Genomic DNA, 26,487 nt, shown 5'->3' with positions numbered 1-26,487 from the left:
CCTGCCTCACGGCCACTGCATTTCGCCCTTGGCCACCTTCGCGCTCAGCTGCAGCGACTCCACGCCCTCCAGCCGCGGGTAACGCGCCTGCATCGCCTTCACCAGCGCCTGGCTGTCCTTCGCTTTGGCCGCTTCCGCGTCGAACGCACGGATGTACCCGGCGGTGAAGCGCAGCGCACTGGCGTCCAGCGCCGCCCCTTGCGCGTAATGACCCGGTACCACCACCTGCGGCTTCAGTGCCTGCAGTCGCTGCAGGGTCTGCAGCCAGTCGGCATGCGACTTCGGGGTCTGCGTGTCGGCCATCCACACATGCTCGCCGGCGACCACGGGGATGCCACCGACGATCGCGCGCAGTGAAGGCACCCACAGCACGCTGCGGTCCGGCGTAGGGCCATCGAGTCCGATCAAGGGCAGGCGCTGCCCTTCCAGCAGCAGCGCGTCGCCCTCCAGCACCTGCGGCACAACGATGCGCGCCGGTGCGTCGGCCCCCATCTTCGGGCCCCAGTAGGCACGCTTGCCGGCGTGGGTCTGCTGGATGTGGGCCACGGTCTGCGCCGTGGCGACGATGCGTGCGTGCGGGAAGGCGTCCTGCAGCGTGGCCAGGCCGAAGTAGTAATCGGGATCGCCATGGCTGATGTAGATCGTGGTCAGTTGCTTGCCGCTGGCACGGATCAGCTCGACCAGCCTGCGCGCGTCGCTGGCCGCGAACTGTGCGTCGACCAGGATCGCATCGTGGCGGCCTTCGATCAGCACCGATGACACGGAGAACATCGCCTGCGGGCCAGGATGGAAGTACTGCAGGTGCAGCTGTGATTTCGCCGCCGTGGCCGGCGCCGGGGCAGCCGGTGCGGCCAGCAGCGGGGCGCTGGCGAAGCTGGTGACCAGTGCAAGCGGAAGCAGCAGGGCAACGGAACGCATGCGGAACTCCTTGTGCAGCGCCGGGCCATGCCCGGCATGTAGGTCGATCAGTACGCCGCAGTGATGATCTGCTTCGGGTAGGCATGCGCCTTGAGTTCCGCCACGAAGGCAGCGCCATAGTCGGCGTAGCTGATGCGGCTGTGGCCGCTGGCGTCGGCGAGGAAGGCCTTGGCCTGCACGCGGTACTGGCCACGCTCTTCGCCCGGTCCGATTTCCGCGGCCGGCGAGAAGAACGTCCAGTCGAGGTCGTCTACCGCCTGCAGGCGCTTGAGTGCTTCGCGGTGGGCCAGGGCATAAGGCTTGTACGCCTCCGGGAAATCCGGCGTATCGACCAACTGGACACCCGGTGCCACTTCCAGGCTGCCGGCACCGCCGACCACGACCAGGCGCGGCACCCCGGCCTTGCGTGCCGCGGCTGCCAGCTGTCCGGCCACTTCGCCGACGCGGCTGATGTCATCGCCCGGACGTGGCCCGTAGGCGCTGGCCAGCACGTCGTGGCCGGCGATGGCCGCGGCCAGCGCGTCGGGATCATCCAGCGCGGCGATCACCGGATGGGCACCGGCCAGCTCCGCCGGCAGGTCCTGCGCGCTGCGCACGATCAGGGTCAATTCGTGGCCGGCGGCCAGCGCGTGGCGCGCGATCTGGCGGCCGATGTTGCCGGTGGCACCGACGAGGGCGATTTTCATGGCGAACTCCGTAAGCAAGGGGAGGGGAAGACGACGGGGCCACTGTAGGACGCTGCAATTGTCCGAAAAACAGCGTATAACGCGCTTGTTTGTTGCATGGATCGAGCAGATGGATCGACTGACCGCCATGACCGTATTCATCGAGGTGGCCGAGCGCGGCAGCCTCACGGCCGCCGCTGAGGTGCTGGACATGTCGCGGGCGATGGTCACCCGTTACCTCGCCGAGGTGGAGGCCTGGCTGGGGGCGCGCCTGCTGCACCGGACCACGCGCCGGGTCAGCCTGACCGGCCCGGGGGAGGCGGCGCTGGCGCGCTTCCGGCAGATGCTGGAGATCGGCGAGGCGCTGCAGGGCGAACTGGTCAGCGACGATCCCGAACCGCATGGCACGCTGCGGGTGACCGCCAGCGTCTCGTTCGGGCAGAGCCATCTGGCGCGCGCCGTCGCCGACTTCGTCAAGCGTCATCCGGCGGCGCGCATCGAACTGCTGCTGGTCGATCGCACGGTGAATCTGGTCGAGGAGCGGGTGGATCTGGCGGTACGCATCGCCCGGCAGATCGACCCCAGCCTGATCGCGCGGCGGCTGGCCACATGCCGCTCGGTGCTGTGCGCCACGCCCGGTTACCTGGAGGTGCGCGGCACGCCGACCGCCCCGGAACATCTGGCCGCACACAACTGCCTGACCCATCACTACGTGGGCAAGAGCCTGTGGCACCTGCACCGCGACGGACGTTCGCAGTCGGTGGCGGTGGGCGGCAACATCAGCGCCAACGAAGCGTCATTGCTGCTCGAAGCCGTTCGCGCCAGCGCCGGCATTGCGATGCTGCCCACCTACCAGGTGGCGCCGTTGCTGCGCAGTGGCGAGCTGGTGGAACTGCTGCCGGCGTATACCCTGGACGAGCTGGGCATTCATGCGGTGTACGTATCGCGTCGCCAGCAGTCGGCGATCATGCGGCGGTTCCTCGACTTCCTGGGCGAGTGCTTCGCCAGCCCGGCCTTCCAGGATCTGGACTGGCGACCGGCGCGTGTGGAACCTGCATGACATCCCGGTGCGATGCGCACACGGCATACAATGAGCGGCCCCACGTCGTACAGGTGCGTTGCGTGTCGTATCCCTATCCGCTGGTCGTATTCGACCTCGATGGCACGCTGGTCGACAGCGCCGCCGATATCGCCGAAGCCCTGAACCGCACGCTGGAGGACATCGGCCTGGCCCGTGTGCCGGAAGCCACCGTGCTGGGCTGGATTGGCGACGGTGTCCGCCGGCTGGTCGAGCAGGCCGTGCATGCCGCAGGGCGGCAGGTCGATCTGGCCGAGGTCATGCCGGTGTTCATGGTGCATTACCGTGAGTGCCTGCTGCGCAGCCCACGCCTGTTCGACGGTGTGGCCGAAGCACTGGCGCAGCTGCGGGAACGCGCTGTGCCGCTGGCCATCTGCACCAACAAGCCTGCAGCGCTGGTGCCGCCGCTGCTGCAGCATCTGGGCATCGGCGATGCGTTCGCGCTGGTGCTGGGCGGCGATTCGCTGCCGCAGCGCAAGCCCAGCGGCGACCCACTGCGGCACATCGCTGCACATTTCGGGTTGCCGGTGGATGCATGCCTGATGGTGGGGGATTCGTTGACCGATTACCGCGCGGCGGAAGACGCGGGAATGCCGATCGTGCTGGTGCGCTACGGTTATCCGCGTGGCCTGGACCTGGCCACCGCAGCTGCGGTGGCGGTGATCGACGATCTGCGCGAACTGCCGGGCCTGGCCGCGCGCATCCCGGTATAGCGCCGGGCCTGCGCCCGGCGCGCCTGCTCATTTCGGCTGGTAGCGCACGCTCAGCTGATACTCGCGGCCCGGCTGGTTGAACCACGCCACGGTCTCGTACCTGCGGTCGAACACATTGGTTGCCCGGGCCAGCAGCGACCACGATGGCGTGAGCGCGTACTCGGCGCGCAGATCCAACGTGCCATAGCCGCCGACCTTCACCGTGTTGGCGGCATCGTCATAGCGCTTGCCCGCACCCTGTACGGTCAGGCCGGCACGGAATGCGCCGAAGCGGCGATCCACATCCAGCCGTGCGGTCTGCTGTGCACGGCGCGGCAGCCAGTTGTCGAACTGGCTGCTGCCGTTCGTGCGGTTGCGCGGGTCGGTGTAGCTCAGCTGTGCAGCGATGTCGAAGCCGGCCAGCACGACGCCGCCGGTCAGTTCGGCACCGCGGATGCGCGCCTTCTCCACCTGCTGCATCCTGAAGGTGGCTGCATCGTAGGTGATCAGGTCATCGATGCGGGTCTCGTACACATCCAGGCCCCAGCGCCAGCCCTGGCCCTGCTGCGAAATGCCCAGGTTGGCGCTCTTCGACTTCTCAGGATCCAGCGTCGGCACGCCGCTCCACGGGTCATACAGGTCGCTGAAGGTGGGAGCCTTGAAGGCCGTGCCGTAGCTGGCGTTGATGCGCAGGCCGTGATCCAGCTCCATCGCCCAGCCGATGCTGCCGGTGGCATGGTTGCCGAACTGCTGGTTGTCGTCGTTGCGCGCGCTGGCCTGCAGCTGGTGCCGGCCGAAGCGCCCCTGGTACTGCATGAACACACCGGTGTTGCGACGGCTGTCGACACGATAGCCGGCACTGCTGCCGTCCAGGTTGTCCTCACTCCAGTCCACACCGGCACTCAGCAGCTGGCCTTCGGCCACGCCGAAGTCGCCCTGCAGCGACGCGCTGTCACGATGCGTCTGCGCGCTGCCATGCACGCCGTCCGTGCCGACGTTGTCCGATTCGTTGTCACTGCGACCGACGTTGGCGGTCAGCACCAGCCGTTCGGCCGGCGTGTAGCGGACCTTGCCGGACAGTACCTGCTGGCGCGTCTCGGAGTAGTTGTAGTAGCCGTCGTAGTGGTTCTGGCCGTCGGCGCGCAGCGCGCTGCCCTCCACCGTCCACTGCTCGTTGAAGTTGTAGCCGCCGCGCAGGCTCTTGGAGAGGTTGCGGTAGCCGTCGCGGTCGGGTTCGTCGGCGAAGCAGCCGGTGAACAGCGTGGCCGAGCCCCGGCAGGCATCGATGCCATCGGAATGCTGGTAGGCGATGTCGGCGCCGAACCAGCCGCGTTCGCTGCTGCCACCGATGCCGCCGCTGGCCTCACGCAGGCCATTGCTGCCACCGCCCAGCTGCAGATGTGGCGCGAAGTCGCCCTGGTTGCGGCGGGTGAAGATCTGGATCACACCGCCGATGGCGTCGGCGCCATACAGGCTGGACTGCGGGCCCCGCACGATCTCCACGCGTTCGATCTGCGCCAGCGGCAGGTCCTGGATCATCGCCAGGCCGAGATCGGCGCTGTTGATGCGCACGCCGTCGACCAGCACCACCGTGTGGCCGGAGTTGGTGCCGCGCAGGAACAGCGAGCTCTGCTTGCCCAGGCCGCCGGCGTTGGTGAGGTTGATGCCGGCGCGGCCACGCAGCAGGTCCTGCAGCGAAGTGGCCTGGCTGGACTCGATCTGCGTCCGGTCGATCACCTGCGCAGGCGCGATGCTGTCCTGCAGGGCGATGGGGGTGCGGGTGGCCGTGACCAGGATGGGATCGAGCGCGCGGGCGCCATCATCGGCCTGGGCCAACGCGGGCAGGGCGGCCAATACGGCCAGGGAAAGCAATCGGGACTGCAGCTTCATCGGGGGACTCCAGGTGCCACGCACGCCCGCGTGGCGAAGGGGAGGAGCCGCGGAGGCAGGCAAGCGCCGATGCCGCAGGCAGTGCTGCGGACATCCAGCGCCATGCCCACCGCATCGCGACCTGAGGCTTCCGGGCCGGTCTCCGGGCTTGCCGCCAGGCGGCGCGAGGCCACCGTCCAGGCGCCTTCCCATGCTGTTGGCACAGTGGCGGTGTTGCCTGGAACTGACGTGCTTACCGTTGCGGGGGCAGCGCCGGCATGGCGTGGGTTCACGCGTCACCGGCTTCCCGTTTCAACCTGCCGGCCATGCCGCAGGTCACCTGGAAGTGCGCGCAGTCTACGGCATCGGCATGCCCGGTGCGGCGCATATGCGGCAATGTCTGTGGAGCTGATGATCCCCAGCCACTAGAATTGCTGCTTGATCCCGTGGTGCCGTTGCCGATGTCCGCCCGTTTTCCGCTGTCCCCGCGTTGCCTGCACAGGACGCATGCATGATCCTCGACCTGGTCCGCCACGCCGGCAACGGTCGCGACGAGTACCTCGATGGCCGCAGCGATCCACCGCAGCTGGCCCGCCTGCCACAGGAACTGGTGGAGGCCTACGCCACGCAGCCCTGGGAGCGGGTGATCAGCTCGCCCCGCCTGCGGTCACTGCACACAGCGATGGCGCTGGCCACCCCGCGCGGGCTGGACGTGGATGCAGACGAGGAGTGGGAAGAACTCGACTTCGGCGACTGGGACGGGCAGGCACTGTTCGACCTGCCGGAGCAGGCGCTGGCGGCATTCCATGCTGATCCGCATGCGTATCCGCCGCCCAACGGCGAAAGCTGGGGGCACTTCGAGCGGCGCATCGCGCGTGCGCTCGACCGCCTGCTCGACGATGACGACCCGCTGCCGACCGTCGTGGTCAGCCACGGTGGCCCGCTGCGCATGGTGCTGTCACAGGTCTGCGGCCTGCCGATGTCGCTGTGCTGGGCGCTGCGCATCGACCACGGTACGCGCCTGCGGGTCAGGTTGGAGCGTGGCGAGGCAGGCCTGGTGGGCGAGCTGCTGGAGTTGCAGCAGCCCTGATCCGGTCGGCGCCGATCAGTCCTCGTCCGCGCTTCCGGCCACGTTTTCTTCTGCGTCGTCGTCTGCGTCGAATCGCTGCTCGTGCACGGGCCCCGAGGCCGGGCCGGCCGCCTTCAGCGGGTGCGCGGCGATGCGCGCTTCGTAGTCCTGCACCAGCGCCTCGCGCTGCGGCTCGCCCAGTTCCTGCCAATGGCAGTCCAGCAGGGCGCCTTCCAGCGAGTAGAGCAGGTTCAGGCTGGGCTTGAAGCCGGCGCGCTTGACCTTGACGAAGGCACCCACCGCGCCGACGGCGGCCAGATCGTCACGGCTGCGCAGACCGACCTGGCGCAGCCACGCCGCACTTTTCGGACCGATGTTGCGCAGCTTCGGCGCACTCATCCCAGCGCCTCGACGAAGACGCGCGCGATGGCTTCCAGTCCGGCCTGGTCATCTGCATCGAAGCGACCGGTCTTCGGGCTGTCGATGTCGAAGACTCCGATCAGTTCATCGCCGCGCAGCAGCGGAACGACCAGTTCCGAGCGGGAGGCCGAGTCGCAGGCGATGTGGCCCGGAAAGGCATCGACATCGTCGACGCGCTGGGTCACGCGCTGGCGGGCCGCGGCACCACACACGCCCTTGTCCAGCGGAATGCGCACGCAGGCCGGCAGCCCCTGGAACGGGCCGACCACCAGCTCCTGGCCATCGTAGAGATAGAAACCCACCCAGTTCAGGTCGGGCAGGGCGTGGAAGACCAGCGCCGAGAGATTGGCCGCGTTGGCGATGCGGTCGGACTCTCCATGGACCAGGCCACGGGCCTGTTCAAGCAACTGGGCGTATTGTTCCGGCTTGCTGCCGGTAAGCGAGGCATTGGCGAACATGACCGCAGTCTAGCAAGCGTGCCGGGCCAGCGATAATGCACGCTCTGTTGCCCCGCTGGAGCCTTTGATGCCGTTGCCCGCTGCCCTGCCATCCGCGCTGTTCGTCACCGGCACCGATACCGAGATCGGCAAGACGGCGGCCAGCACCGCGCTGCTGCACGCCCTGCGCCGGCGTGGCCTGCGAGCGGTCGGAATGAAGCCTGTGGCCAGTGGCAGCCAGGATCTGGGGCAGGGCCTGCGCAACGAGGATGCGCTGGCGCTGCAGGCGGCCAGTCGGCCGTTGCCGGACTACGTCGACGTGAATCCCTATGCCCTGCGGCAGCCGATCGCCCCCGAACTGGCGGCGGCCGAGGACGGGGTGGACATCGCCCTGGCACCGATCGTCGCCGCGTTCGAGCGCCTGCGTGCCACCGCCGACGTGGTGGTGGTGGAAGGCGTAGGGGGATGGCTGGCGCCGGTCTCCGTCCACCTGGACCAGCTCGACATCGTGCGGGCACTGCACCTGCCGGTCGTGCTGGTGGTCGGCCTGCGGCTGGGCTGCGTCAACCACGCGAGATTGACCGCGCACTCCTTGCAGGCCAGCGGCGTGGAGTGCCTGGGCTGGATCGGCAATCACATCGATCCGGCCATGCAGCGCCAGGACGAGAACGTGGCCACCCTGGTGCAGCGGTTGCCGATGCCATGCTGGGGACGGCTGCCGCACCTGCCGGGCGCCGATGCTCAGGCCCTGGCGATGCACCTGCATGAGGGCTGAGTTCCCGTAGAGCGGAGCCTGCGACCCGCTGCGATCAACCGGCCGCGAGCTCCCGCGCGAGGGCGCCCAGGCGCTCCACGGCAGCGATGAAACGTGCGTCGAAGGTCTGGCAGCACGACAGCCGCAGGCAGTGCCGGTAGCGCGGACCGCGCGAATACACCTGGCCGGGCATGAACACGATGCCCTCTTCCAGCGCCCGCTCGAACAGTGCGCGGGTGTCCACGCCCGGCAGTTCCAGCCACAGCAGGAAGCCACCCTGTGGTTCCGTGGCGCGTGTGCCAGGCGGGAAATGCTCGGCCACGAGCTGGCGCAGCCGTCCCACCTGCTCGCGATACAGGCGCCGCATGCGGTGCAGGTGATGTTCGTATCCGCTCCCCTCCAGGTACGCGGCCACGGCATCACCCAGCAGCTGCGGCTCGCCGCCCGTGGACTGGAACTTCAGCAGGGCGATGCGTTCAGCGAAGCGCCCGCCGTCGAGCCAGCCGATGCGATAGTCCGGGGCCAGCGTCTTCGAGAAACCGCCGACCACCATCACCCAGCCGTCGCGGTCAAAGGCCTTCAGCAGCGGCGCAGGTGGCTCGCAGAACTGCAGTTCCGCGTACACGGCATCCTCGATCAGCGGCAGCTGCCGCGCGTTGACCAGCTCGGCCAGACGCTGCTTGGCCGCCACCGGCATGGTGCAGCCCAATGGATTGTGCACGGTCGGCATCAGCACCAGCGCGGCCAGCGGTGTGTGCTCCAGCATCGCCTCCAACGCATCGACGTCCAGGCCCTGTTGCGGATGCGTCGGCAGTTCGATGGCCTGCAGGCCCAGGTTGGCCAGCAGCGGATACAGGTTGAAGTACGACGGTGCTTCGATACCCACTGAATCGCCGGGCTGGGTCACCGCACGCAGTGCCAGCTGCAGCGCCTCCATCGCACCGTGGGTCAGCAGCAGGCGATCGCTGTGCGTGTGCAGGCCCATGCGCGGGCCGCGCCGCACGATCTGCGCCAGCAGCCGCGGCGAGCCATTGGGGCGTGCGTAGGTTTCGACCGTCTGCTGGCCGTGGCGCAATACCTGGGCGGTGTGCCGGGCCAGCTGGGCGCCAGGATAGAACTGGCGCCCGCGTGGCCCGGCGAAGGCGAGGTCGATCACCCCGGAACGGCGTTGCGCCTCCAGCACGCGTGCCATCAGCACCTGCTGCAACGGCGCGGTGGGGGCCGACGGCGCATCGCGCAGCGACCGTTGCGGCACTGACAGTCGCGGCGCCACTTCGAAACCTGCCTTTGGCCGCGGAACCACCAGGCCGGCGTCTTCCAGCTGGCGGTAGGCGGCGATCACCGTATTGAGGCTGAGCTGACGCTGTGCTGCCATCTGCCGCAGCGATGGCAGGCGGCTGCCGACCGGCAGGCGCCCTCCCTGGATGGCCTCGGCCAGCTCATCGGACAGCCGCTGGTAGCGAGGAGCGGACGCGCTGCTGCGTTGATCTGTATCCATCGGTTCCGGCCGCATCTGGTGCTGTACCCATGAGGATTCCGAGCCTAGCATGTCCTCGTCGGCAGGGCCTGATCGGTGCCCGCCGATATTTCAAGGGCGCGCGGCTGGATGGCCGCGCGCCCCTTTTTTTGCATGGGCTGGCGCACCATGCAGTCAACGCATCGGCACCAGCACCGGATCCCGGCGATACAGGGCAGGGAATTGCCTGCCCAGTGCCGCCAGCTTCGGAGCGTCGTAGTAGCGGATGTAGGCCGCCTGCGGATAGTTGCTCATGTAGTTCTGGTGGTAGCTCTCGGCCGGATAGAAGCGCTGGCCGCTCCCCACCTGGGTGACGATGGGCGCGCGATAGCTTCCGGCCTGGCCCAGCTGGGTGATGTAGGCACGGCTGGCCGCCTGCTGGCGGGGATCATCGACGAAGATCGCCGAGCGGTACTGGCTGCCATGGTCCGGGCCTTGCCGGTCGAGCTGGGTCGGGTCATGCACCACCGAGAAGAACACCTGCATCAGCTGGCCGTAGCTCACCTGGCGCGGGTCGTAGTCGACCTTCACCGCCTCGGCGTGGCCGGTGCGTCCGCTGCTGACACGCTCATAGCGCGCATCCGCCGCGCTGCCGCCGACGTAGCCCGAGACTGCGTTGCTCACGCCCTTGACGTGCTGGAACACGCCCTGCACGCCCCAGAAGCAGCCGCCGGCAAACACTACGCTGGCGTGCGTGCCGTCATCGCGGAATGCGGCTTCACCGGTGGGCGCAGGCAACACCTGCACCTGTGCGCTGCGCTCGAGCGGCGCGGCGATGGCACCGTGATCAACCAGCAGTACCCCGGCAATCAGTGCGGTAGCGACCAGCCCGGCAATGCCGGCGGCGATCCCCTGTTCGAACGAAATCTTCATCGTGTCCTCCCGGATCAACCGAAGGTGAAGGCGTAGGCCTGGGCGCCGGCATCGAGGAATTCGATCTCGAAGCGGTGTGGCGCGACGGCGCCGCGCTGGCGCACCAGCTGGTACAGACGGTGTTCGTCGATCACGCCGCTGCCATCGCTGCCAACGTCGCTGCCGGCGTCGGCCGCGGGCAACGGCCGACCATCCAGCCAGACGCGGAAGCGCACCGGCGTGCCGTCCTGGCGTGGCGCGAGCACCAGATGCAGATCGCGGGCATGGAACTGGAAGGCGATGCGTCCTCCGGGCTGCTGCAGCCGTGCCGCCTCGTCGTCGATGATCCAGTGGCCGGACAGGCCCCACTGGTTCAGCGCCAGCGCGGGTGGCAGCGCGTAGTCGAATGCGGTGTCCACACGTTGCCCGCCTGGCGAGGCGAACTGCTCGGCGCGCGCATGCCCCAGGTAGGTCTCCGGCGAGCGCAGGTTGCCCATGTCCGCCTGCGCGGCCACGCCCTGCAGGTCCGCTGCGGCCGGATCGGCCGGCGGTGGCAGCCGGGTCTGGCCGGCTTCGGCCAGCAGGCGGCGGATCATCTGCTCCGAACGCGCATAGTTGCCCTCGCCGAACTGATGGCCGCGGATGTTGCCCTGCGCATCGACGAAGTAGTGCGCGGGCCAGTAGCGGTTGTTGAACGCACGCCAGATCGCGTACTGGTTGTCCAGCGCGACGGGATAGTCGACCTTCAACTGCTGCACGGCCTTCATGACGTTGCGCGGGTCGCGTTCGAAGGCGAACTCGGGGGTGTGCACGCCGATCACCACCAGGCCGTGATCGCGGTAGCGCCGCTGCCACTCGTGCACGAACGGCATCGCACGCAGGCAGTTGATGCAGGAATAGGTCCAGAAGTCGATCAGAACCACCTTGCCGCGCAGCTGGGCGGCGTCCAGCGGTGGGCTGTTGAGCCAGCCGGTGGCGCCGTCCAGGGCGGGCAGCGTGCCTTCCACCGGCAGCGGTGCCTCGCTGCCTGCAGTGGCCGGGCCCATCATCATCATCGGCGGAGCAGAAGGCTGCGCGCCGGGTACCGCATCGAGCAGGCCCTGCTCGATACGCGCGGTGCTGACGGTGGACAGCCGGGTCAGCAGGCCGGTGTCCCAGCCCAGGGCAATGGCCACGACCGCCAGCAGCGCAGCGACGCCGAGCACACGGCGGAGCAGATTGCCCAGCCCCAGCCGTGCCTGCAGGGCGCGGAACACCCGGCCGCCGATCCAGACCGCCAATGCCAGCGCGGTGACCGCACCCAGCGCGTAGGCAAGCAGCAGCGTACTGGTGCTGGCGCTGGCGCCATGCAGCGCAGCCCCGGTCAGTACCAGGCCAAGGATCGGGCCCGCGCACGGCGCCCACAGCAGGCCGGTGGCGATGCCGATCAGCAGCGACGTCCAGGCACCGCCGCGCCCGGCGGCATCGGCAGCGTCCGCGCGTGCGCTCAACCGCGCGCCGACACGCTGCAACGGCGCCAGCAGATGGTCTGCCAGTGCGGGCCACAGCAACGCCACCGCGAACAGCGCCATCAGCAGCAGGGCGATCCAGCGACCGATCTGGTTGGCCTGCGCCACCCACTGGCTGCCGACTGCCGCCAGGCTGGCGACGAGGGTAAAGGTCAGCGCCATGCCCAGCAGCAGCGGCAGGGTGCTGCGCAGGAACGGGCGGTCAGCACGCGCGAATACGAACGGCAGCACCGGCAGGATGCAGGGGCTGAGCAGGGTCAGCACACCGCCAAGATAGGCAAGCAGCAACAGCAGCATCATCGGGCTCCAGAAGCAGGGGACGATCCCACCGGCACGCGCCAGCCCGCATCGCTGTCATGCGCGGCAGGTCCGGGCTGGAAGGCCAGCGCCGCGCCGTTCATGCAGTAGCGCAGGCCGGTAGGGCGTGGGCCGTCGTTGAAGACATGGCCCAGATGGCCGCCGCAGCGGCGGCAATGCACTTCCACCCGCAGCATGCCAAAGGTGACGTCGCGGTCCTCACCGATAGCGTTGTGCAACGGTGCCCAGAAGCTGGGCCAGCCAGTACCGCTCTCGAACTTGGTGGACGAAGAGAACAGCGGCAGCGCACAGCCGGCACAGGTGAACGTGCCTTGCCGGTGTTCCTTGTTGAGCGGGCTGCTCCAAGGGCGTTCGGTCGCCTGCTGGCGCAGCACTGCGTACTGGGCCGGGGTCAGCCGCTGGCGCCAGTCAGCATCACTGCGCATGATCTCGAACTGTCGCGCAGGGCGCGTTTCTGCTGCCGCTGGCGCGGCGCGGCTGCAGGCCCCGAGACCGAGCAGGCCGGCGCTGGTGGCGATACCGCCCAGACCCAGCAGATGGCGGCGGGTGAGGGGCATGGCGGACTCCGGGAAGGGGCGACGGGGCCATGCTGCGCCTGCTCCGGTCAACGAATCCTCACGCAGGATTCAATTTTTCGTGAGGTATCGGCGGCGATCCCGCGCCACAATGCGCTCAGCCTCCCCCCTGGCCCGAGCTGCCGATGTCCCCGAGACGTGTCCTGATCGTTGAAGACGATGCCCACATCGCCGACCTGCTGCGCATGCACCTGGGCGATGAGGGGTATGAGGTCGCCCACGCCGACAGCGGTGATGGCGGGCTGCGCCTGCTCGAACAGGAAGGCCCGTGGGACGCGCTGGTGCTGGACGTGATGCTGCCCGGTGTCGATGGCCTGCAGGTCTGCCAGCGCGCACGGGCGATGGCGCGCTATGTCCCGATCATCATCATCAGTGCACGCGGCAGCGAAACCCAGCGCATTGTCGGCCTGGAACTCGGCGCGGACGATTATCTGGCGAAGCCATTCTCGATGCCGGAGCTGGTGGCGCGCGTGCGTGCCCTGCTGCGTCGCGCCGAGGCCATGGCGCAGAACGCCCGCATCGATGCCGGTGCCATCGAGCTGGGAGGACTGCAGCTGGACCCGGTCGCGCGTACTGCCGACGTGGATGGCAAGCCGCTGGAACTCACGCCGCGCGAGTTCGACCTGCTGCTGTTCTTCGCACGCCATCCCGGCCAGGTGTTCGCGCGGATGGAACTGCTCAACCAGGTCTGGGGCTACCAGCACGATGGCTATGAGCATACGGTCAATACCCATATCAACCGCCTGCGCAGCAAGATCGAAACGGATCCGGCCAACCCGCGGCGGTTGCTGACGGTCTGGGGCCGGGGCTACAAGCTGGTGGACCCGGCCGGGGCGGCGGCATGATCCGGCCGAACCTGTGGCAGAAGCTGGCCGCGGTGATCGCGGCGCTGATGCTGATGTGCTGCATGGCGCTGCTGGCGTTGCAGATGCGCTCGAACACACGGCACGAGCAGGAAGTCGTGCAGCGGCTGTCGCTGGGGCTGGCCGAGCACATCGCGCAGCGCAGTGAGCTGATGGATACCAGCGGCATGCGCGATGCGGCGGTGCGTGCGCTGTTCGGGCAACTGATGGCGGTCAACCCCAGCGTCGAGGTGTACCTGCTGGACGACCAGGGTCGCATTCTCGGCCACGACGCACCCAGCGGGCACCTGATGCGCAACCGCGTGGACGTGGCACCGCTGCGCCGTCTGCTGGCGGGCGCGCCGCTGCCGATCCTGGGCGACGATCCGCGCAGTAGCGAGGGTCGCAAGGTGTTCAGCGTGGCGCCGCTGGTGGTGCAGGGGCGGCAGGCCGGCTACGTCTACGTGGTGCTGGTGGGCGAGCACCGGCAGATGCTCGCCGACGACCTCGCCGCCAGCAACCAGTGGAACACGACCTTGTGGTCGGTGATGCTGGTGGGCAGCCTGGGCCTGCTGGCCGGGCTGGTGGCGTTCTACTGGGTGACCCGGCCGCTGCGTCGCCTGACACGTCGCATCCAGGCATTCGACATCGATGCGCCGACGCCGCTGCCGCCGCCCGGCCCGCTGCGGCCGGGCGAGCGCGATGAACTGGTCATCCTCGAACATGCGCATGCGCAGATGGCGCAGCGGTTGGGGGAGCAGTGGCAGCAGCTGCGCCAGCAGGACCTGCAGCGGCGCGAGCTGGTGGCCAACATTTCGCACGATCTGCGCACGCCGCTGTCTTCACTGCATGGCTACCTTGAGACGATGGCGTTGAAGGACGCGACGCTGTCGCCGGAGGAGCGCCGGCGCTATCTCGGCATTGCCCTGGCGCAGAGTGCGAAGGTCGGGCGACTGGCGCGCGCGCTGTTCGAGCTGGCACGCCTGGAACACGGCGAGGTGCGGCTGGAGTGGGAGGTGTTCGCGCTGCCCGAGCTGCTGCAGGACGTGCTGCAGAAGTTCGAGCTGGCGGCGCAGGCGCGCGGCCAGCAGTTGCACGCGGATTTCCCGCAGGGGTTGCCGCTGGTACGTGCGGACCTGGGTCTGGTGGAGCGGGTGCTGACCAACCTGCTCGACAACGCCCTGCGCCATGCGCCGGAGGGAGGGCGGATCGAGGTGCGGCTGCGCGCGGTGGCTGACAGCGTGGAGGTGATCGTCTCTGATGACGGTCCCGGCGTTGCTGCTGCGGTGCGTGCGCAGCTGTTCCAGGCGCCTGCTGCGTTGGGGGCGCGACGGGGCGAGAACGGTGGCCTGGGGCTGCTGATCGTGCAGCGTATCGTGCAGCTGCATGGCCGCAGCATCGCGCTGCGCGACAGTGAGGCAGGGGCGACGTTCGTGTTCGAGCTGCCGCGGGCGGAGTCGGCGGCGGTGGCCTAGGCGCAGCTGGTTTCCGGGTGGCGGTGTTTGCCCCTTCGCGCAGGTATGTGCGTTTTTCCGGGTGGCGCCGGGCGGATGCCCTTGCGTGCGAATGTCCCCCGGCGCCGGCCGGTGTAAGGGCATCCAACCGGCGTTGAGGGGTTATCGGCACGCAGCGGTGTGCGGATGACGGCACCGTGCTGGTGGGCAGGTGGGACACGTCCGGGTGTGGTATCCGCACTGGCATGGGATCGCTCGGTTGAGGCTGCCTGTGCGTGTGTTCGTTTTTCCTGTGGCGCCGGGCGGATGCCCTTGCGTGCGAATGTCCCCCGGCGCCGGCCGGTGGCCGTCACCTCCTCCTTTACTTCGCACGCAAGGGCATCCGCCCGGCGTGCAGGGGCTGTCGGCACGCAGCGGTGTGCGGACGACGGCATCGTGTTGGGTGGGCAGGTGGGACACCTCCGGGTGTGGTATCCGCGCTGGCATGGGATCGCTCGGGTTGAGGCTGCCTGTGCGCAGGTGCGTGCGTTTTCCGTGTGGCGCCGGGCGGATGCCCTTGCGTGCGAATGTCCTCCGGCGCCGGCCGTTGGCCGTCACCTCCTCCTTTACTTCGCACGCAAGGGCATCCACCCGGCGTGCAGGGGCTGTCGGCACGCAGCGGTGTGCGGACGACGGCACCGTGCCTGGCAGGCAGGTGGGGCACGTCCGGGTGTGGTACCCGCGCTGGCATGGGATCGCTCGGGTTGAGGCTGCCTGTGCGTGTGTTCGTTTTTCCTGTGGCGCCGGGCGGATGCCTTTGCGTGCGAATGTCCCCCGGCGCCGGCCGTTGGCCGTCACCTCCTCCTTCACTTCGCACGCAAGGGCATCCGCCCGGCGTGCAGGGGTTATCGGTGCGCAGAGGTGCGAAAATGCGCCGGGGACATTTGCCCACATGCTGCGGGCCGGCGCGAGGCCTTTGCGCTCGCGATCTGCTCGGGCGAAGACGCGCATCTGCACGCAGGCGAGGAATAAAAAAAGACCCGGCAGAGGGAGGGATCTGCCGGGTCCGGATTGCATGGGGGGAGGGACCCATGCAATGAGCGAAAGCGTCGCGTCAGGGCGTGTGGCCGGTCGCGTCCGCTGTTGATTCGTTGTAGCCCTGCACCAGCTCGGACCAGGAGCGTCCAGCCAGCAGGCCAAGACCGACCACGTCCTGCTGGGCCTGCCCAAACCGCTGCAGGTTGTCCTGCCACAGCTGAGCCCCCTGCGACAGCAATCCGGCCGGATCTTCGCTTCGTGCCAGCTCGCCGAGCCAGCCACCGGTCGCGGTCAGGTTGCGTTCCAGTGCTTTCAGCTGCACGCCGAACATGCTTTCAGCGTTCTCCAGCGCCAACCGGTTCGCGCGCGTTGCGGCGGCGGCCAGCTGGCGGGTGGCATCACTGAAGCGATCGCTGAAGGCGGCGGTCATGGGCGTCAGGAAAGGACTTGATGCATTGCAGCATACGCCGATGATGCCGCATTGCAACAAAAATCATAAAGGCGCCCAAGGCGCCTTTAGAAACCTTTAGATATCAATGAGTTGTTCAGGTGCCGGGGCCCCGGTACCGGCAGCCGGAGGTGCAGGTCTCGTGGACCGTGATCTCGCTCAGCGCCGGCAGCGCGGGCTTGAGTTCGTTCCAGATCCACACCGCCAGGTTCTCGCTGGTCGGGTTTTCCAGGCCGGGGATGTCATTGAGGTAGTGGTGGTCCAGGCGTTCGTAGATCGGCTGGAAGGCCGCCTTCACGTCCCCGAAATCCATGATCCAGCCGGTCTGCGCGCCGGGTTCGCCCTCGACCTTCAGTTCCACCCGGAAGGAGTGGCCATGCAGGCGCGCGCACTTGTGCCCCGGCGGTACGTTCGGGAGGCGGTGGGCCGCCTCAAGCATGAAGACTTTGAAGATTTCCATGAGCGGATTGTACGCCGCTGCTGTCGCATCCGACCGGGATCGCGCCGGCCCTGAAGCGGAGTGACTATTTCCATCCGGATGAAGAGATGTTAGCTTCTCTTATATCCGTATGAAGAGATGTTATTGGTCGGGCCCCGGCCAGTCATGGATTACTGCGGAACTTCGTCGCCCTACCACCACCCCACACATCGTCATGCCCCAGCACACCCTGCTCGTGGCGGCCCTGGCCGCCGCTCTGGCCGCGCCATTGTCCGCCGCCGCCGAAACCACCGCTGCCGCCAGTGGCGAAGCCAGTACCCTGGCCGCCGTCCGCGTCACCGGTTCCAACATCAAGCGCGCCGATACCGAGGCGTCCAATCCGGTGCAGGTAATCGGCCGCCAGCAGCTGGAACAGACCGGCAAGGCCACCGTCGCCGATGTGCTGCGCTCGATCTCCGCCAACACCGGCAATGCCAACAACGAGACCACCAACAACGGCTGGGCCTCCGGCTCGGCCAGCATCGGCCTGCGCGGCCTGTCACCGAAGAACACGCTGGTGCTGCTCAACGGCCGCCGCGTGGCGAACTACGGCTTCCCGGCCGGTGGCCTGTCCGATACCTTCGTCGACCTCAATGCCCTGCCGCTGGTTGCGGTCGAGCGCATCGAAGTGCTCAAGGATGGTGCTTCGGCCGTGTATGGCTCCGATGCCGTGGCCGGCGTGGTCAACATCATCACCCGCCAGAACTTCGAAGGTGCCGAGATCGGTGGCAGCTTCGGAGGCGCCGACCAAGGGGGCCTGCGCGAGCAGAACCTGAAGTTCGTGGGTGGCCTCGGTGATCTGGACAGCGATGGCTACAACATCCTGTTCAGTCTGCAGGGCTACAACCGCGACCGCCTGGACCAGGACGAGCGCAATCTGACCAAGAGTGGCATCTACACCGATCTGCCGGGTGGGCGCTGGAACGGCTGGTCAGCCAAGGGGGCGCGCTATCTGATCAATGGCGTGTCGGTGCCGATGCTCGACGCCAGCGGCAACTGCCCCACCGGGACCACGCGCGTCGCGAGCGCTCCGATCGACGGCCTGGCTGGCGACACCTGCGGCTTCAACCAAGCGCCGTACACCACGCTGATTCCATCCACGAAGCGCTACCAGGCCTATGCCAACGGCACCTTCCGCCTGGGCGACAACGTCGAAGCGTTCGGTGAAGTGCTGTACAGCCAGATCAAGAGCGCGGCCTGGTTCGGCAGCAGCCCGTTCTTCACCCTGGAAAGCGGCCGCTTCGCCCTGAATGCCGAGACCGGCCTGGCCGAGCCGGTGTCGTCGCAGCTGCCGGCGGGCAATCCGTACAATCCCTACGGGCGTGCCGTGCCGATCGAGTACACGTTCTTCGATCTCGGCGGCACCATCAAGACCAACCGCTCCACCGCCTATCGCGGCGTGTTCGGCCTGCGCGGCACCACCGCCAACTGGGACTGGGAAGTGGCGGCGTTCGGTGCGCGCAGCAGCGAGCGTGAGACCGTCTCGGGCGGCTTCGCCAACCGCTGGGCGCTGGCCGATGCGCTGGCCAGCGGCAGCTACAATCTGCTCGACCCGGCGGCCACCCCGCAGTCGGTGCGTGATGCGATCAACATCGCTACGCTGCGTCCGGCCGAATCGAAGCTGCAGGGTGTCGATGCGAAGATCTCGGGCAGCCTGGGCCGCACCTGGGCCGGTGACATCGGCTTTGCCGCTGGCGCCGAGTGGCGCCGCGAGAAGCTCGATTCGAACAACCCCTGGCAGATCGATGCCGGCCTGCAGGTGCGTCCGGCCATCGCCGAGGTGCACGGCGAGCGCCAGGTCAGCGCTGCGTACGCGGAAGTGAACGTGCCGCTGGCCTCGACCCTGGAACTGTCCGCCGCTGCGCGTGCCGATCACTACGATGACTTCGGCGATGCGTTCTCGCCGAAGCTCGGACTGCGCTGGCAACCGCTGGACTTCCTGCTGGTGCGCGCGTCGGCCTCGAAGGGCTTCCGTGCGCCCTCGCTGTCGGAGAACTCCAACAGCACCAGCATCTCCTACGGCAGCGTGGTCGATCCGCGCGACCCGGATGTGCCGGGCTCGCGGCAGAGCCCGACGTTCTTCACCGTGGGCAACAGTGACCTGAAGCCGGAGCGCACCAAGAGCGTGAACTTCGGCGTGGTGCTGTCACCGTGGGCGAACACCAATCTGAGTGTCGACTACTACCGTATCCAGCTCGACAACCTGGTCGGCACCAACAACACCCAGACGCTGATCAACGACAATGTCGCCGGTGCCGTGCAGCGCGATGAGCGCGGCAAGCTGCAGGCCGTCTACAACCGCTACCAGAACCTGAGCGAGCTGAAGACATCGGGCATCGACGTGGAACTGCGCCAGCGCATTCCGACGGCGCGCCTGGGAGATTTCACCCTGTCTTCGGCCTACACCCACGTCCGTGACTACCGCCGTCCGACCGTGGTCGGTGGGCCCCTGGTCGACTACGCCGGCAGCAACCTCGGCGCCACCCTGCCCAAGGACAAGGCCACCACCACGCTGGACTGGAAGTACGGCGACTTCAACGCGGCGGTGACCTGGTACTACACCAGCAGCTATCGGCAGGAAGCCAGTACCGCCGCCAAGGCCGTGCAGCAGCGTGTCGGCAGCTACAGCCAGTACGACCTGTACCTGGGGTACACCGGCATCGACAGCCTGACCCTGTACGCCAAGGTGCAGAACCTGGGTGACAAGACGCCGCCCTACGATGCGTCGTTCCCGGGCATCCGTGCGCCGTATGACTTCACCCAGTACGACCTGCGGGGTCGCTACTTCACGCTGGGCTTCGACTACCGCTTCTGACCCAACGCCGTGGCCGGTCACCTGCCGTGACCGGCCACGTTGCCCTCTGCCGTCCTGTTTCCGGGGAGTCACCGTGTCCTTCCACCGCCGTGCCGTTCTTCCGTTGCTGATCGCCGCTGCCAGCGCAGTGTTCCCCGCGTTGTCCGCGCAGGCGCAGAGCGCCTATTTCTTTCCGCAGGCCAGCGAGGCCGGCGCGTTCGACAGCGCCATTCCCACGCCGGAGCAGTTCCTCGGCTATCCGATCGGCAGCCGCTACACCCGCCACGACCAGTTGGTCGCCTATTTCGAGGAACTGGCCAGGCATTCGGACAGGATCCGCGTCCAGCACATTGGACGCAGCTATGAAGGCCGCCCCCTGCTGATTGCCACCATCACCGCGGCCAGCAACCAGGCGCGGTTGGAACAGATCCGCCAGCAGCACGCGACCCTGGTCGATCCGGCACAACCGCGCAGCGCAGCCGGTGACAGCCCGGTGGTGGTCTGGCTGGGCTACAGTGTGCACGGCAATGAAACCTCCAGCGGCGAAGCGGCGATGCTCACCGCGTATTACCTGGTGGCCAATCGCAGCAGTGAAACCCAGCAATGGCTGCAGCAGGCGGTGGTGCTGTTCGACCCGGCGCAGAATCCGGACGGACGCGACCGTGCCGCCAACTGGCACAACGCCTGGGCATCGGACCCGGCCTCGGCCGATCCGGCTGACAAGGAGCATGTCGAGCCGTTCCCGCAGGGCCGTACCAACCATTACTTCACCGATCTCAACCGCGACTGGCTGGCGCTGACCCAGCAGGATTCGCGGCCAAAGGTGGCCGCCTTCCACCAGTGGTACCCGAACGTGCAGATCGACTTCCACGAGATGGGCAAGGACAGCACGTACTACTTCGAGCCTTCGCCGAAGAGCATGCACAGCCCGTTGATCCCGGCCGCCTCCTACGAGTTCAACAGGACGCTGGCCACGTACCACGCACAGGCGCTGGACGCACTGGGGTCGCTGTACTACACGGGGGAGAACTTCGACAACTTCTCGCCGGTGTATGGCTCGACCTATCCGGACTTCCATGGCGCGGTCGGTGTCACCGTCGAGCAGGCCAGTTCGCGGGGACGGGTGCAGGAGTCGGTGAACGGGCTGCTGACCTTCCCGTTCACCATCCGCAACCAGGTCGCCACCGGCCTGGGCACGGTGCGCGGTGCGGTGGCCGAGCGCAGTGGCCTGTTCGACCTGCAGAAGACCTTCTTCCAGAGCGCATTGAAGCAGGCCGCGCAGCAGCCGCAGAAGACCTTCGTGTTCGGCGACGCGCATGATCCGGCGTTGACCCGGCGCCTGCTTGAACTGCTGCTCCTGCACCGGATCGAGGTACGCGCGCTGGATCGCGATGTCACCGTCGAGGGGAAGCGCTTCCAGGCAGGCAGTGCCTATGTCGTGCCCGTGCAGCAGGCGCAGTTCCGCCTGGTGCACTCGATCTTCGCCGAGACGCCGCCGATCAAGGGCGACGTGTTCTATGGCAGCACCAGCTACGCTATTGCGCCAGCCTACGGCGTGGCCTTCGCCGGCAGCCGCAGCCGCATCGACGGCGGTGCACAGGTGAGCGAGCTGCCACCACTGCAGGGCGCGGTCGTCGGCGGCCAGGCGGGGTTCGCCTATGCCATCGACTGGCGTGACTACAACGCCAGCCGTGCGCTGGCCGAGCTGCAGGGCAGGGGACTGGCCGCCCGCGCTGCATTCCAGCCGTTCACCGCCGGAACCGCACAGGGCGATGTGGCTTTCGCGGCCGGCAGCATCGTCGTTCCGGTCGCCGGCCAGCCACTGCAGGGGGCGGCCCTGCTCGACGCGGTGGCCGCGGCGGCACGTGCTTCAGGCGTACAGGTGCATGCGTTGTCGAGTGGCCGCAGCCGCGAGGGCATCGATCTCGGCAGCGATGGCGTGAAGGCACTGCGCAAGCCGGCCGTGGCACTGGTGATGGGCGAAGGCGTGGCGGCCACCGAGATCGGATCGGCCTGGTTCCTGCTGGACCAGCACCTGCACCTGCCGGCCAGCAAGCTGGATCCGCAGCAGCTGGGCAAGGTTCCGCTGGATCGCTATACCACGCTCGTGTTGTCCGGTGGCACCTACAGCAGTGTCGATGCGACCGCGGTGGCCGCACTGAAGCGCTGGGTGCAGGCCGGCGGCTCGCTGGTGACCTATGGCAGCGCGTCGAAGTGGGCGATCGAGCAGAAGCTCGCCGATGGCGAGAAGACCGGCAAGGACGAAGAGGCCGGCGACGAATCCCGTCGCGCCTTCGGTGACCAGCGCGACATCGCTGCGATCGAGCGGGTGAGCGGCAACATCCTCAGCGCCGATGTCGATACCAGCCATCCCCTGGCGTTCGGCGTGCCGGGCCGGCAGCTGGCGGTGAACAAGGAAAACAGCGTGACGCTGCAGCCGAGTGCGAATCCGTTCTCGACGGTGGTGCGCATCGACGCGTCACCACGGGTCAACGGTTACCTGTCCGAGCGCAATCGTGCGCGGGTGGCAGGCAGTGCGTGGCTGCTGGTGTCGGCCCAGGGAAAGGGCAACGTGGTGCTGTTCGCCGATGATCCGGCACACCGCAAGTACTGGCATGGCACGGATCGACTGCTGATCAATGCGATCTTCTTCGGGAATCTGGCGAATCCGGCGAAAGCGCGCGGGTGAGGCGTCTGGCGCCTTGTTCGATGCGCGGGCAACAAAAAAGGGACGGCGCGCCAGCGCCGTCCCCGATGTGAGGCCCCCCGCGCAGCGGGACGCCTCATTCCTGTCAGTCAGGATCAGCCGGCGCGACCGCCGCCGCCCTGGCCACGGCCACGACCACCGCCGTTGCCGCCTCCGCCACGACGCTGGCCCTGACCTGCGCCGGCACGCTGCTGGCCGTTGCCACCGCCCTCACGACGGCCACCACCGGCCTTCTTCGGGCCGGCGTGGGCATGGCGCGGCGCATCGCCGTGCGGACGTCGCGCGTGGCTCTTGCGCGGGGCGCGCTCGCCGCTGTCGTGCTCGGCCTTGCCCGGTGCACTGTTGCCCCAGCGGATCGGCACCTGCAGCTCGAAGCCCGGCACATCGCGGATGTCCATGTCGCGTCCGAGCAGGCGCACGATTGCGCGCAGCAGCTTGACCTCGTCCTGCGCCACCAGCGAGATCGCCTGGCCGGTGGAGCCGTTGCGGCCGGTGCGGCCGATGCGGTGCACGTAATCCTCGGCGACCATCGGCAGGTCGAAGTTGATCACCTTCGGCAGCTCGTTGATGTCGATGCCTCGCGCCGCGATGTCGGTGGCCACCAGCACGGTCACGCGACCGGCCTTGAAGTCACCCAGCGCACGCAGCCGCTGGCCCTGGCTCTTGTTGCCATGGATCGCCGCGGTCTTGATGCCCGACTTCTCCAGGAACGCGGCCAGCTTGTCGCTGCCGTGCTTGGTCCGGGCGAACACCAGGGTCTGCTCACGGCTGTCCTGTGCCAGCAGGTGCAGCAGCAGGTCGCGCTTGCGGCCGGCGTCGACCGGATGCACGCGATGGGTGATGGTCTCGGCCACGGTGTTCTTCGGCGTCACCTGGATCTGTTCCGGGTTGCGCATGAACTCCAGCGCCAGCTGGCGGATGTTGTCCTCGAACGTGGCCGAGAACAGCAGGGTCTGACGGTTCTGCTTGGGCAGCTTGGCCAGGATGCGCTTGATCGACGGCAGGAAGCCCATGTCAAGCATGCGGTCGGCTTCGTCCAGCACCAGCAGTTCGATGCCGGACAGGTCGATGCTGCGACGCTCCAGGTGATCGATCAGGCGGCCCGGGCAGGCCACCAGCAGGTCCACGCCACGGCGCAGGATGTCCAGCTGGTTGCCCATGCCGACGCCGCCGTAGATGCAGGCGCTGGGGATGCGCAGATACTTGCTGTAGCCGCGCAGGCTGTCATGCACCTGGGTGGCCAGCTCGCGGGTCGGAGCCAGGATCAGTGCGCGGGGCTTGCGCGGGCCACCGCCACGCACTTCCTGCGGCGCGGTGCCCAGATGCTGCAGCAGCGGCAGGCCGAAGGCTGCGGTCTTGCCGGTACCGGTCTGTGCGCCGGCCAGCAGGTCGCGACCGGCCAGCGCCAGCGGGATCGCCTGCTGCTGGATCGGGGTCGGGTTTTCGTAGCCCTGCTCGGCCAGCGCACGCAGCAGGAAGGGCGCCAGGCCCAGCGATTCAAAAGACATCGAGTGTGCTCCAAGTACAAGAAACGCCTGTCCGAATGGACAGACGGGGGCAGATCAAACTGATCGGCTGACTCGGAGCGTTCCCGTGAACCGCGCTGCGAGAATTGGGTGCAGCCGGCACGAAGCGCAGGCTGGAATGCGTGACGAACGGCGTCGGAGTGGGGGCGGGCGAAGAGGGCGGACCCTGGTCGCCGGCGATCCCGGAGGGAAACGGACGGCCGCTGCAGACTCCACAAGTCTAAACGATGTTTGAGACTTCACGCAAAAAGGCCTGTTCAGGTAAGGGTTCTCTCTGCAGGGTTGCGCCCTGCACCCGCAGAGGCCGAAGCCACGTCAACGTCAACGTCAAAAGCGGGCTTCCTGAAGGTAGGCGGGGTGGGTCCGGTTGCGGGGGACGCCGTGAATCCGTCCATGGAGGCTCGGTCGCGCCATCCATGGCGCTTACGCCCCCGCAACCGGACCCACCCCGCCTTCGACAGTTTCCTGCGAACTGGCGGATCTGACCCCAGTTTGGATTTCGATGTCCGAAAGATCTCATCCACGCGTGGCGTGGATCTACCGACCGTCACCGGGAAACTGTCAAAGGTGGGGCGGTGTGGGCGGGCGGGACCGTTGGCGCCATGGATGGCGCCATCGAGCCCCCAGGGATGGGTTTACGGCGTGTCCTGCCCGCCCACACCGCCCCGCCAGATCCGCAGACAACCCAGAGCCGGCTGTTGCCATTGACGTTGCCCTGGCTTGAAGCAGGTGCAGGGCGCAGCCCTGCCTGACCCCCGCTACGGTAGGGTGGAGCGATGCGGCGCTGCAGCTTGGCGCCGCCCCATATTTGATTACACTTGAAACTTGTTTGCCCATGACTCCGGACACCCACCCATGAAGCTTGGTTCTTTGAAGGAAGGCGGCCGCGACGGCACCCTGATCGTCGTCTCGCGTGATCTGCGCCACGGCGTCCGCGCCACCGGCATCGCGGCCACCCTGCAGCAGGCCCTGGAGGACTGGAGCCGTGTCGCACCGCGCCTGAACGCGCTCTACGAATCACTGAATGCCGGTGACGCCGATGGCGTGTTCGACCTGGACCCGCAGACGCTGGCGGCGCCCCTGCCGCGCGCCTATGAATTCGTCGATGGCAGCGCCTACCTGCCGCACGTCGAGCGCGTCCGCCGCGCCCGCGGGGCCGAGGTTCCGGAAAGCTTCTACACCGACCCGCTGATGTACCAGGCCACCAGTGCCGGTTTCTACGGCCCGCGCGACGCGGTGAAGGTGGTCAGCGAGGAGTACGGCATCGATCTGGAGGCCGAACTGGTGGTCATCACCGACGACGTGCCGATGGCGGTCACCCCGGAGCAGGCCGCCGGCCACATCCAGCTGGTGGGTCTGGTCAACGACGTTTCGCTGCGCAACCTGATTCCGGGCGAGCTGGCCAAGGGCTTCGGCTTCCTGCAGTCCAAGCCGCGCTCGGCACTGTCGCCGGTGTTCGTCACCCCTGACGAACTGGGTGACGCCTGGCAGGACAACAAGGTGCACCTGCCGCTGGTCACCCACATCAATGGTGCGTGGTTCGGTGCGCCGGAGGCAGGCGTGGACATGCAGTTCAACTTCGCCCAGCTGGTGGCGCATGCGGCCAGGACCCGTCCGCTGGGCGCCGGCACCATCGTGGGATCGGGCACCATCGCCAACGAGGACACCAGCAAGGGCGCTTCGTGCTTTGCCGAGCAGCGCACCGTGGAAACCCTGCGCGACGGCAAGCCGAGCACACCGTTCATGTCGTTCGGCGACGTGGTGCGGATTGAAATGTTCGACGCCGCCGGCAACAGCATCTTCGGTGCGATCGAGCAGCGCATCGAGCAGGCGGCCAGGCCCTGAGGAGGGACGCGGCGATGGAGATCCCGGTCGACGACGGCATCGTGCTGTACACCTACTGGCGATCCAGCGCCGCCTACCGCGTGCGCATCGGCCTGGAGCTGAAGGGCCTGCGCTGGGAGGCGCGCCCGGTTCATCTGCTGCGCGACGGTGGTGAACAGCACGGCGAAGCCTATCGCGTACTCAATCCGCAGGAGCGGGTGCCGACCCTGCTGCACGACGGGCAGGTGCTGACCCAGTCGCTGGCGATCCTGGAGTATCTGGACGAACGTTTTCCGCAGATGCCGCTGCTGCCGGCCGATGCGGCCGGCCGCGCCCGCGTGCGTGCGCTGGCGCAGCTGGTCGCCTGCGACATCCATCCGCTGAACAACCTGCGGGTGATGCAGCATCTGGAACGCGGCCTGCACCTGTCCGCCGAGGTCCGCACCCAGTGGACGCTGCAGTGGATCGCCGAAGGCTTTGCGGCCCTGGAAACCCTGCTGGCCGGGAGCAGCGACACCGGCACCTTCTGCCATGGCGACCGGCCCGGCCTGGCCGACATCTGTCTGCTGCCACAGGTGTACAACGCACATCGCTTTGGTCTGGATCTGTCGCCGTATCCGACCCTGCGCCGCATCGAAGCCGCCTGCCAGGCGCTGGACGCATTCGAGCGTGCGCGCCCCGAAAACCAGGTCGACGCGGCCTGATTGCCGCTGCGATCGCCGGGCA

At 67.9% G+C, this 26,487-nt stretch carries 22 protein-coding genes and 1 riboswitch; of the genes, 10 read left to right on the top strand and 12 right to left on the bottom strand.

Annotated features, from left to right (window positions below):
* Positions 1-6 precede the first annotated feature (6 nt).
* Together ACX9OW_RS18300 and ACX9OW_RS18295 are read right to left on the bottom strand one after the other, a co-directional pair.
* Positions 7-918 carry an MBL fold metallo-hydrolase gene (locus ACX9OW_RS18300; RefSeq protein ID WP_111186587.1) on the bottom strand — a complete coding sequence of 304 codons (912 nt, stop codon included), beginning with the start codon at positions 916-918 and terminating at the stop codon, positions 7-9.
* A 47-nt stretch (positions 919-965) separates the two neighbouring features.
* The gene (locus ACX9OW_RS18295; RefSeq protein ID WP_459062660.1) at positions 966-1,604 is read right to left on the bottom strand and encodes an NAD(P)-dependent oxidoreductase; all 639 of its coding nucleotides are present in this window, start codon (positions 1,602-1,604) and stop codon (positions 966-968) included.
* 109 nt (positions 1,605-1,713) lie between these two features.
* On the opposite strand from ACX9OW_RS18295, the gene ACX9OW_RS18290 reads away from it, so the two are divergent.
* Together ACX9OW_RS18290 and gph are read left to right on the top strand one after the other, a co-directional pair.
* Positions 1,714-2,643 (top strand): LysR family transcriptional regulator, encoded by a 930-nt coding sequence (locus ACX9OW_RS18290; RefSeq protein WP_459062659.1) that lies wholly within the window; start codon positions 1,714-1,716, stop codon positions 2,641-2,643.
* 62 nt (positions 2,644-2,705) lie between these two features.
* A complete protein-coding gene (gene gph, locus ACX9OW_RS18285) occupies positions 2,706-3,374 on the top strand; it encodes a phosphoglycolate phosphatase (protein ID WP_459062658.1) in 669 nt (222 codons plus the stop codon).
* Between the two features lie 27 nt (positions 3,375-3,401).
* On the opposite strand, the gene btuB is transcribed toward gph, so the two are convergent.
* Complete coding sequence (gene btuB, locus ACX9OW_RS18280) at positions 3,402-5,243, bottom strand: TonB-dependent vitamin B12 receptor (RefSeq protein WP_459062657.1); 1,842 nt, start codon at positions 5,241-5,243, stop codon at positions 3,402-3,404.
* A gap of 116 nt (positions 5,244-5,359) precedes the next feature.
* Positions 5,360-5,581: riboswitch (cobalamin riboswitch) on the bottom strand.
* 152 nt (positions 5,582-5,733) lie between these two features.
* Here btuB and ACX9OW_RS18275 point away from each other — a divergent pair.
* Positions 5,734-6,312, top strand: a complete 579-nt coding sequence (locus ACX9OW_RS18275) for a histidine phosphatase family protein (RefSeq protein WP_065175373.1) — start codon at positions 5,734-5,736, stop codon at positions 6,310-6,312.
* Positions 6,313-6,327: 15 nt separating this feature from the next.
* Here the strand turns inward: ACX9OW_RS18275 and ACX9OW_RS18270 are convergent, their stop codons facing one another.
* Positions 6,328-6,690, bottom strand: a complete 363-nt coding sequence (locus tag ACX9OW_RS18270; RefSeq protein ID WP_128990499.1) for a TfoX/Sxy family protein — start codon at positions 6,688-6,690, stop codon at positions 6,328-6,330.
* Complete coding sequence (locus ACX9OW_RS18265; RefSeq protein ID WP_053518280.1) at positions 6,687-7,169, bottom strand: GAF domain-containing protein; 483 nt, start codon at positions 7,167-7,169, stop codon at positions 6,687-6,689. Before ACX9OW_RS18265 ends, ACX9OW_RS18270 begins: the two co-directional genes overlap by 4 nt.
* A 67-nt stretch (positions 7,170-7,236) precedes the next feature.
* Between ACX9OW_RS18265 and bioD the strand changes: the two genes are divergently transcribed.
* Positions 7,237-7,923 (top strand): dethiobiotin synthase, encoded by a 687-nt coding sequence (bioD, locus tag ACX9OW_RS18260; RefSeq protein ID WP_262100753.1) that lies wholly within the window; start codon positions 7,237-7,239, stop codon positions 7,921-7,923.
* Positions 7,924-7,957: 34 nt separating this feature from the next.
* Here the strand turns inward: bioD and ACX9OW_RS18255 are convergent, their stop codons facing one another.
* From ACX9OW_RS18255 to msrB, 4 genes are all read right to left on the bottom strand, one after another.
* Positions 7,958-9,400, bottom strand: a complete 1,443-nt coding sequence (locus ACX9OW_RS18255) for an aminotransferase-like domain-containing protein (RefSeq protein ID WP_164150978.1) — start codon at positions 9,398-9,400, stop codon at positions 7,958-7,960.
* 153 nt (positions 9,401-9,553) lie between these two features.
* Complete coding sequence (msrA, locus tag ACX9OW_RS18250) at positions 9,554-10,291, bottom strand: peptide-methionine (S)-S-oxide reductase MsrA (protein ID WP_053518286.1); 738 nt, start codon at positions 10,289-10,291, stop codon at positions 9,554-9,556.
* 14 nt (positions 10,292-10,305) lie between these two features.
* On the bottom strand, positions 10,306-12,075 hold the full coding sequence (locus ACX9OW_RS18245) for a cytochrome c biogenesis protein DipZ (protein WP_459062656.1): 1,770 nt from the start codon (positions 12,073-12,075) through the stop codon (positions 10,306-10,308).
* Positions 12,075-12,653 carry a peptide-methionine (R)-S-oxide reductase MsrB gene (gene msrB, locus ACX9OW_RS18240; protein WP_459062655.1) on the bottom strand — a complete coding sequence of 193 codons (579 nt, stop codon included), beginning with the start codon at positions 12,651-12,653 and terminating at the stop codon, positions 12,075-12,077. Before msrB ends, ACX9OW_RS18245 begins: the two co-directional genes overlap by 1 nt.
* 143 nt (positions 12,654-12,796) lie before the next feature.
* Between msrB and ACX9OW_RS18235 the strand changes: the two genes are divergently transcribed.
* Positions 12,797-13,516 (top strand): winged helix-turn-helix domain-containing protein, encoded by a 720-nt coding sequence (locus tag ACX9OW_RS18235; protein WP_197572607.1) that lies wholly within the window; start codon positions 12,797-12,799, stop codon positions 13,514-13,516.
* The gene (locus ACX9OW_RS18230) at positions 13,513-14,988 is read left to right on the top strand and encodes a sensor histidine kinase (RefSeq protein WP_065175368.1); all 1,476 of its coding nucleotides are present in this window, start codon (positions 13,513-13,515) and stop codon (positions 14,986-14,988) included. Before ACX9OW_RS18235 ends, ACX9OW_RS18230 begins: the two co-directional genes overlap by 4 nt.
* A 1,072-nt stretch (positions 14,989-16,060) precedes the next feature.
* On the opposite strand, the gene ACX9OW_RS18225 is transcribed toward ACX9OW_RS18230, so the two are convergent.
* Both ACX9OW_RS18225 and queD read right to left on the bottom strand, forming a co-directional pair.
* Entirely contained in the window at positions 16,061-16,414 is a 354-nt protein-coding gene (locus tag ACX9OW_RS18225) for a phasin family protein (RefSeq protein WP_065175367.1), read from the bottom strand.
* 115 nt (positions 16,415-16,529) lie between these two features.
* The gene (queD, locus tag ACX9OW_RS18220) at positions 16,530-16,892 is read right to left on the bottom strand and encodes a 6-carboxytetrahydropterin synthase QueD (RefSeq protein WP_053518296.1); all 363 of its coding nucleotides are present in this window, start codon (positions 16,890-16,892) and stop codon (positions 16,530-16,532) included.
* 193 nt (positions 16,893-17,085) lie between these two features.
* Here queD and ACX9OW_RS18215 point away from each other — a divergent pair, with 193 nt between their 5' ends.
* The gene (locus ACX9OW_RS18215) at positions 17,086-19,725 is read left to right on the top strand and encodes a TonB-dependent receptor plug domain-containing protein (RefSeq protein ID WP_459062654.1); all 2,640 of its coding nucleotides are present in this window, start codon (positions 17,086-17,088) and stop codon (positions 19,723-19,725) included.
* A gap of 73 nt (positions 19,726-19,798) precedes the next feature.
* Positions 19,799-22,393: a M14 family zinc carboxypeptidase gene (locus ACX9OW_RS18210; protein WP_368866153.1), complete on the top strand. Its 2,595-nt coding sequence runs from the start codon at positions 19,799-19,801 to the stop codon at positions 22,391-22,393.
* Positions 22,394-22,506: 113 nt separating this feature from the next.
* Here the strand turns inward: ACX9OW_RS18210 and ACX9OW_RS18205 are convergent, their stop codons facing one another.
* Complete coding sequence (locus ACX9OW_RS18205; RefSeq protein WP_053518302.1) at positions 22,507-23,919, bottom strand: DEAD/DEAH box helicase; 1,413 nt, start codon at positions 23,917-23,919, stop codon at positions 22,507-22,509.
* 873 nt (positions 23,920-24,792) lie between these two features.
* Between ACX9OW_RS18205 and ACX9OW_RS18200 the strand changes: the two genes are divergently transcribed.
* Complete coding sequence (locus ACX9OW_RS18200) at positions 24,793-25,782, top strand: fumarylacetoacetate hydrolase family protein (RefSeq protein ID WP_111186697.1); 990 nt, start codon at positions 24,793-24,795, stop codon at positions 25,780-25,782.
* A gap of 14 nt (positions 25,783-25,796) precedes the next feature.
* Positions 25,797-26,465, top strand: coding sequence for a maleylacetoacetate isomerase (gene maiA, locus ACX9OW_RS18195; protein WP_193396172.1), 669 nt, complete (start codon positions 25,797-25,799; stop codon positions 26,463-26,465).
* The last annotated feature ends 22 nt before the right edge of the window (positions 26,466-26,487 follow it).

Source organism: Stenotrophomonas genospecies 5, assembly GCF_054473825.1.
Note: the sequence above shows the minus strand (reverse complement) of the source record. Positions and strands in the feature narration are given on the sequence as shown.

Bases quoted from the DNA above. Each gene is read 5' to 3' on its own strand.
- ACX9OW_RS18300 (WP_111186587.1), bottom strand. From the start codon at position 918: ATGCGTTCCGTTGCCCTGCTGCTTCCGCTTGCACTGGTCACCAGCTTC.
- ACX9OW_RS18295 (WP_459062660.1), bottom strand. From the start codon at position 1,604: ATGAAAATCGCCCTCGTCGGTGCCACCGGCAACATCGGCCGCCAGATC.
- ACX9OW_RS18290 (WP_459062659.1), top strand. From the start codon at position 1,714: ATGGATCGACTGACCGCCATGACCGTATTCATCGAGGTGGCCGAGCGC.
- btuB (WP_459062657.1), bottom strand. From the start codon at position 5,243: ATGAAGCTGCAGTCCCGATTGCTTTCCCTGGCCGTATTGGCCGCCCTG.
- ACX9OW_RS18275 (WP_065175373.1), top strand. From the start codon at position 5,734: ATGATCCTCGACCTGGTCCGCCACGCCGGCAACGGTCGCGACGAGTAC.
- ACX9OW_RS18270 (WP_128990499.1), bottom strand. From the start codon at position 6,690: ATGAGTGCGCCGAAGCTGCGCAACATCGGTCCGAAAAGTGCGGCGTGG.
- ACX9OW_RS18265 (WP_053518280.1), bottom strand. From the start codon at position 7,169: ATGTTCGCCAATGCCTCGCTTACCGGCAGCAAGCCGGAACAATACGCC.
- bioD (WP_262100753.1), top strand. From the start codon at position 7,237: ATGCCGTTGCCCGCTGCCCTGCCATCCGCGCTGTTCGTCACCGGCACC.
- ACX9OW_RS18255 (WP_164150978.1), bottom strand. From the start codon at position 9,400: ATGGATACAGATCAACGCAGCAGCGCGTCCGCTCCTCGCTACCAGCGG.
- msrA (WP_053518286.1), bottom strand. From the start codon at position 10,291: ATGAAGATTTCGTTCGAACAGGGGATCGCCGCCGGCATTGCCGGGCTG.
- ACX9OW_RS18245 (WP_459062656.1), bottom strand. From the start codon at position 12,075: ATGCTGCTGTTGCTGCTTGCCTATCTTGGCGGTGTGCTGACCCTGCTC.
- msrB (WP_459062655.1), bottom strand. From the start codon at position 12,653: ATGCCCCTCACCCGCCGCCATCTGCTGGGTCTGGGCGGTATCGCCACC.
- ACX9OW_RS18235 (WP_197572607.1), top strand. From the start codon at position 12,797: ATGTCCCCGAGACGTGTCCTGATCGTTGAAGACGATGCCCACATCGCC.
- ACX9OW_RS18230 (WP_065175368.1), top strand. From the start codon at position 13,513: ATGATCCGGCCGAACCTGTGGCAGAAGCTGGCCGCGGTGATCGCGGCG.
- ACX9OW_RS18225 (WP_065175367.1), bottom strand. From the start codon at position 16,414: ATGACCGCCGCCTTCAGCGATCGCTTCAGTGATGCCACCCGCCAGCTG.
- queD (WP_053518296.1), bottom strand. From the start codon at position 16,892: ATGGAAATCTTCAAAGTCTTCATGCTTGAGGCGGCCCACCGCCTCCCG.
- ACX9OW_RS18215 (WP_459062654.1), top strand. From the start codon at position 17,086: ATGCCCCAGCACACCCTGCTCGTGGCGGCCCTGGCCGCCGCTCTGGCC.
- ACX9OW_RS18205 (WP_053518302.1), bottom strand. From the start codon at position 23,919: ATGTCTTTTGAATCGCTGGGCCTGGCGCCCTTCCTGCTGCGTGCGCTG.
- ACX9OW_RS18200 (WP_111186697.1), top strand. From the start codon at position 24,793: ATGAAGCTTGGTTCTTTGAAGGAAGGCGGCCGCGACGGCACCCTGATC.
- maiA (WP_193396172.1), top strand. From the start codon at position 25,797: ATGGAGATCCCGGTCGACGACGGCATCGTGCTGTACACCTACTGGCGA.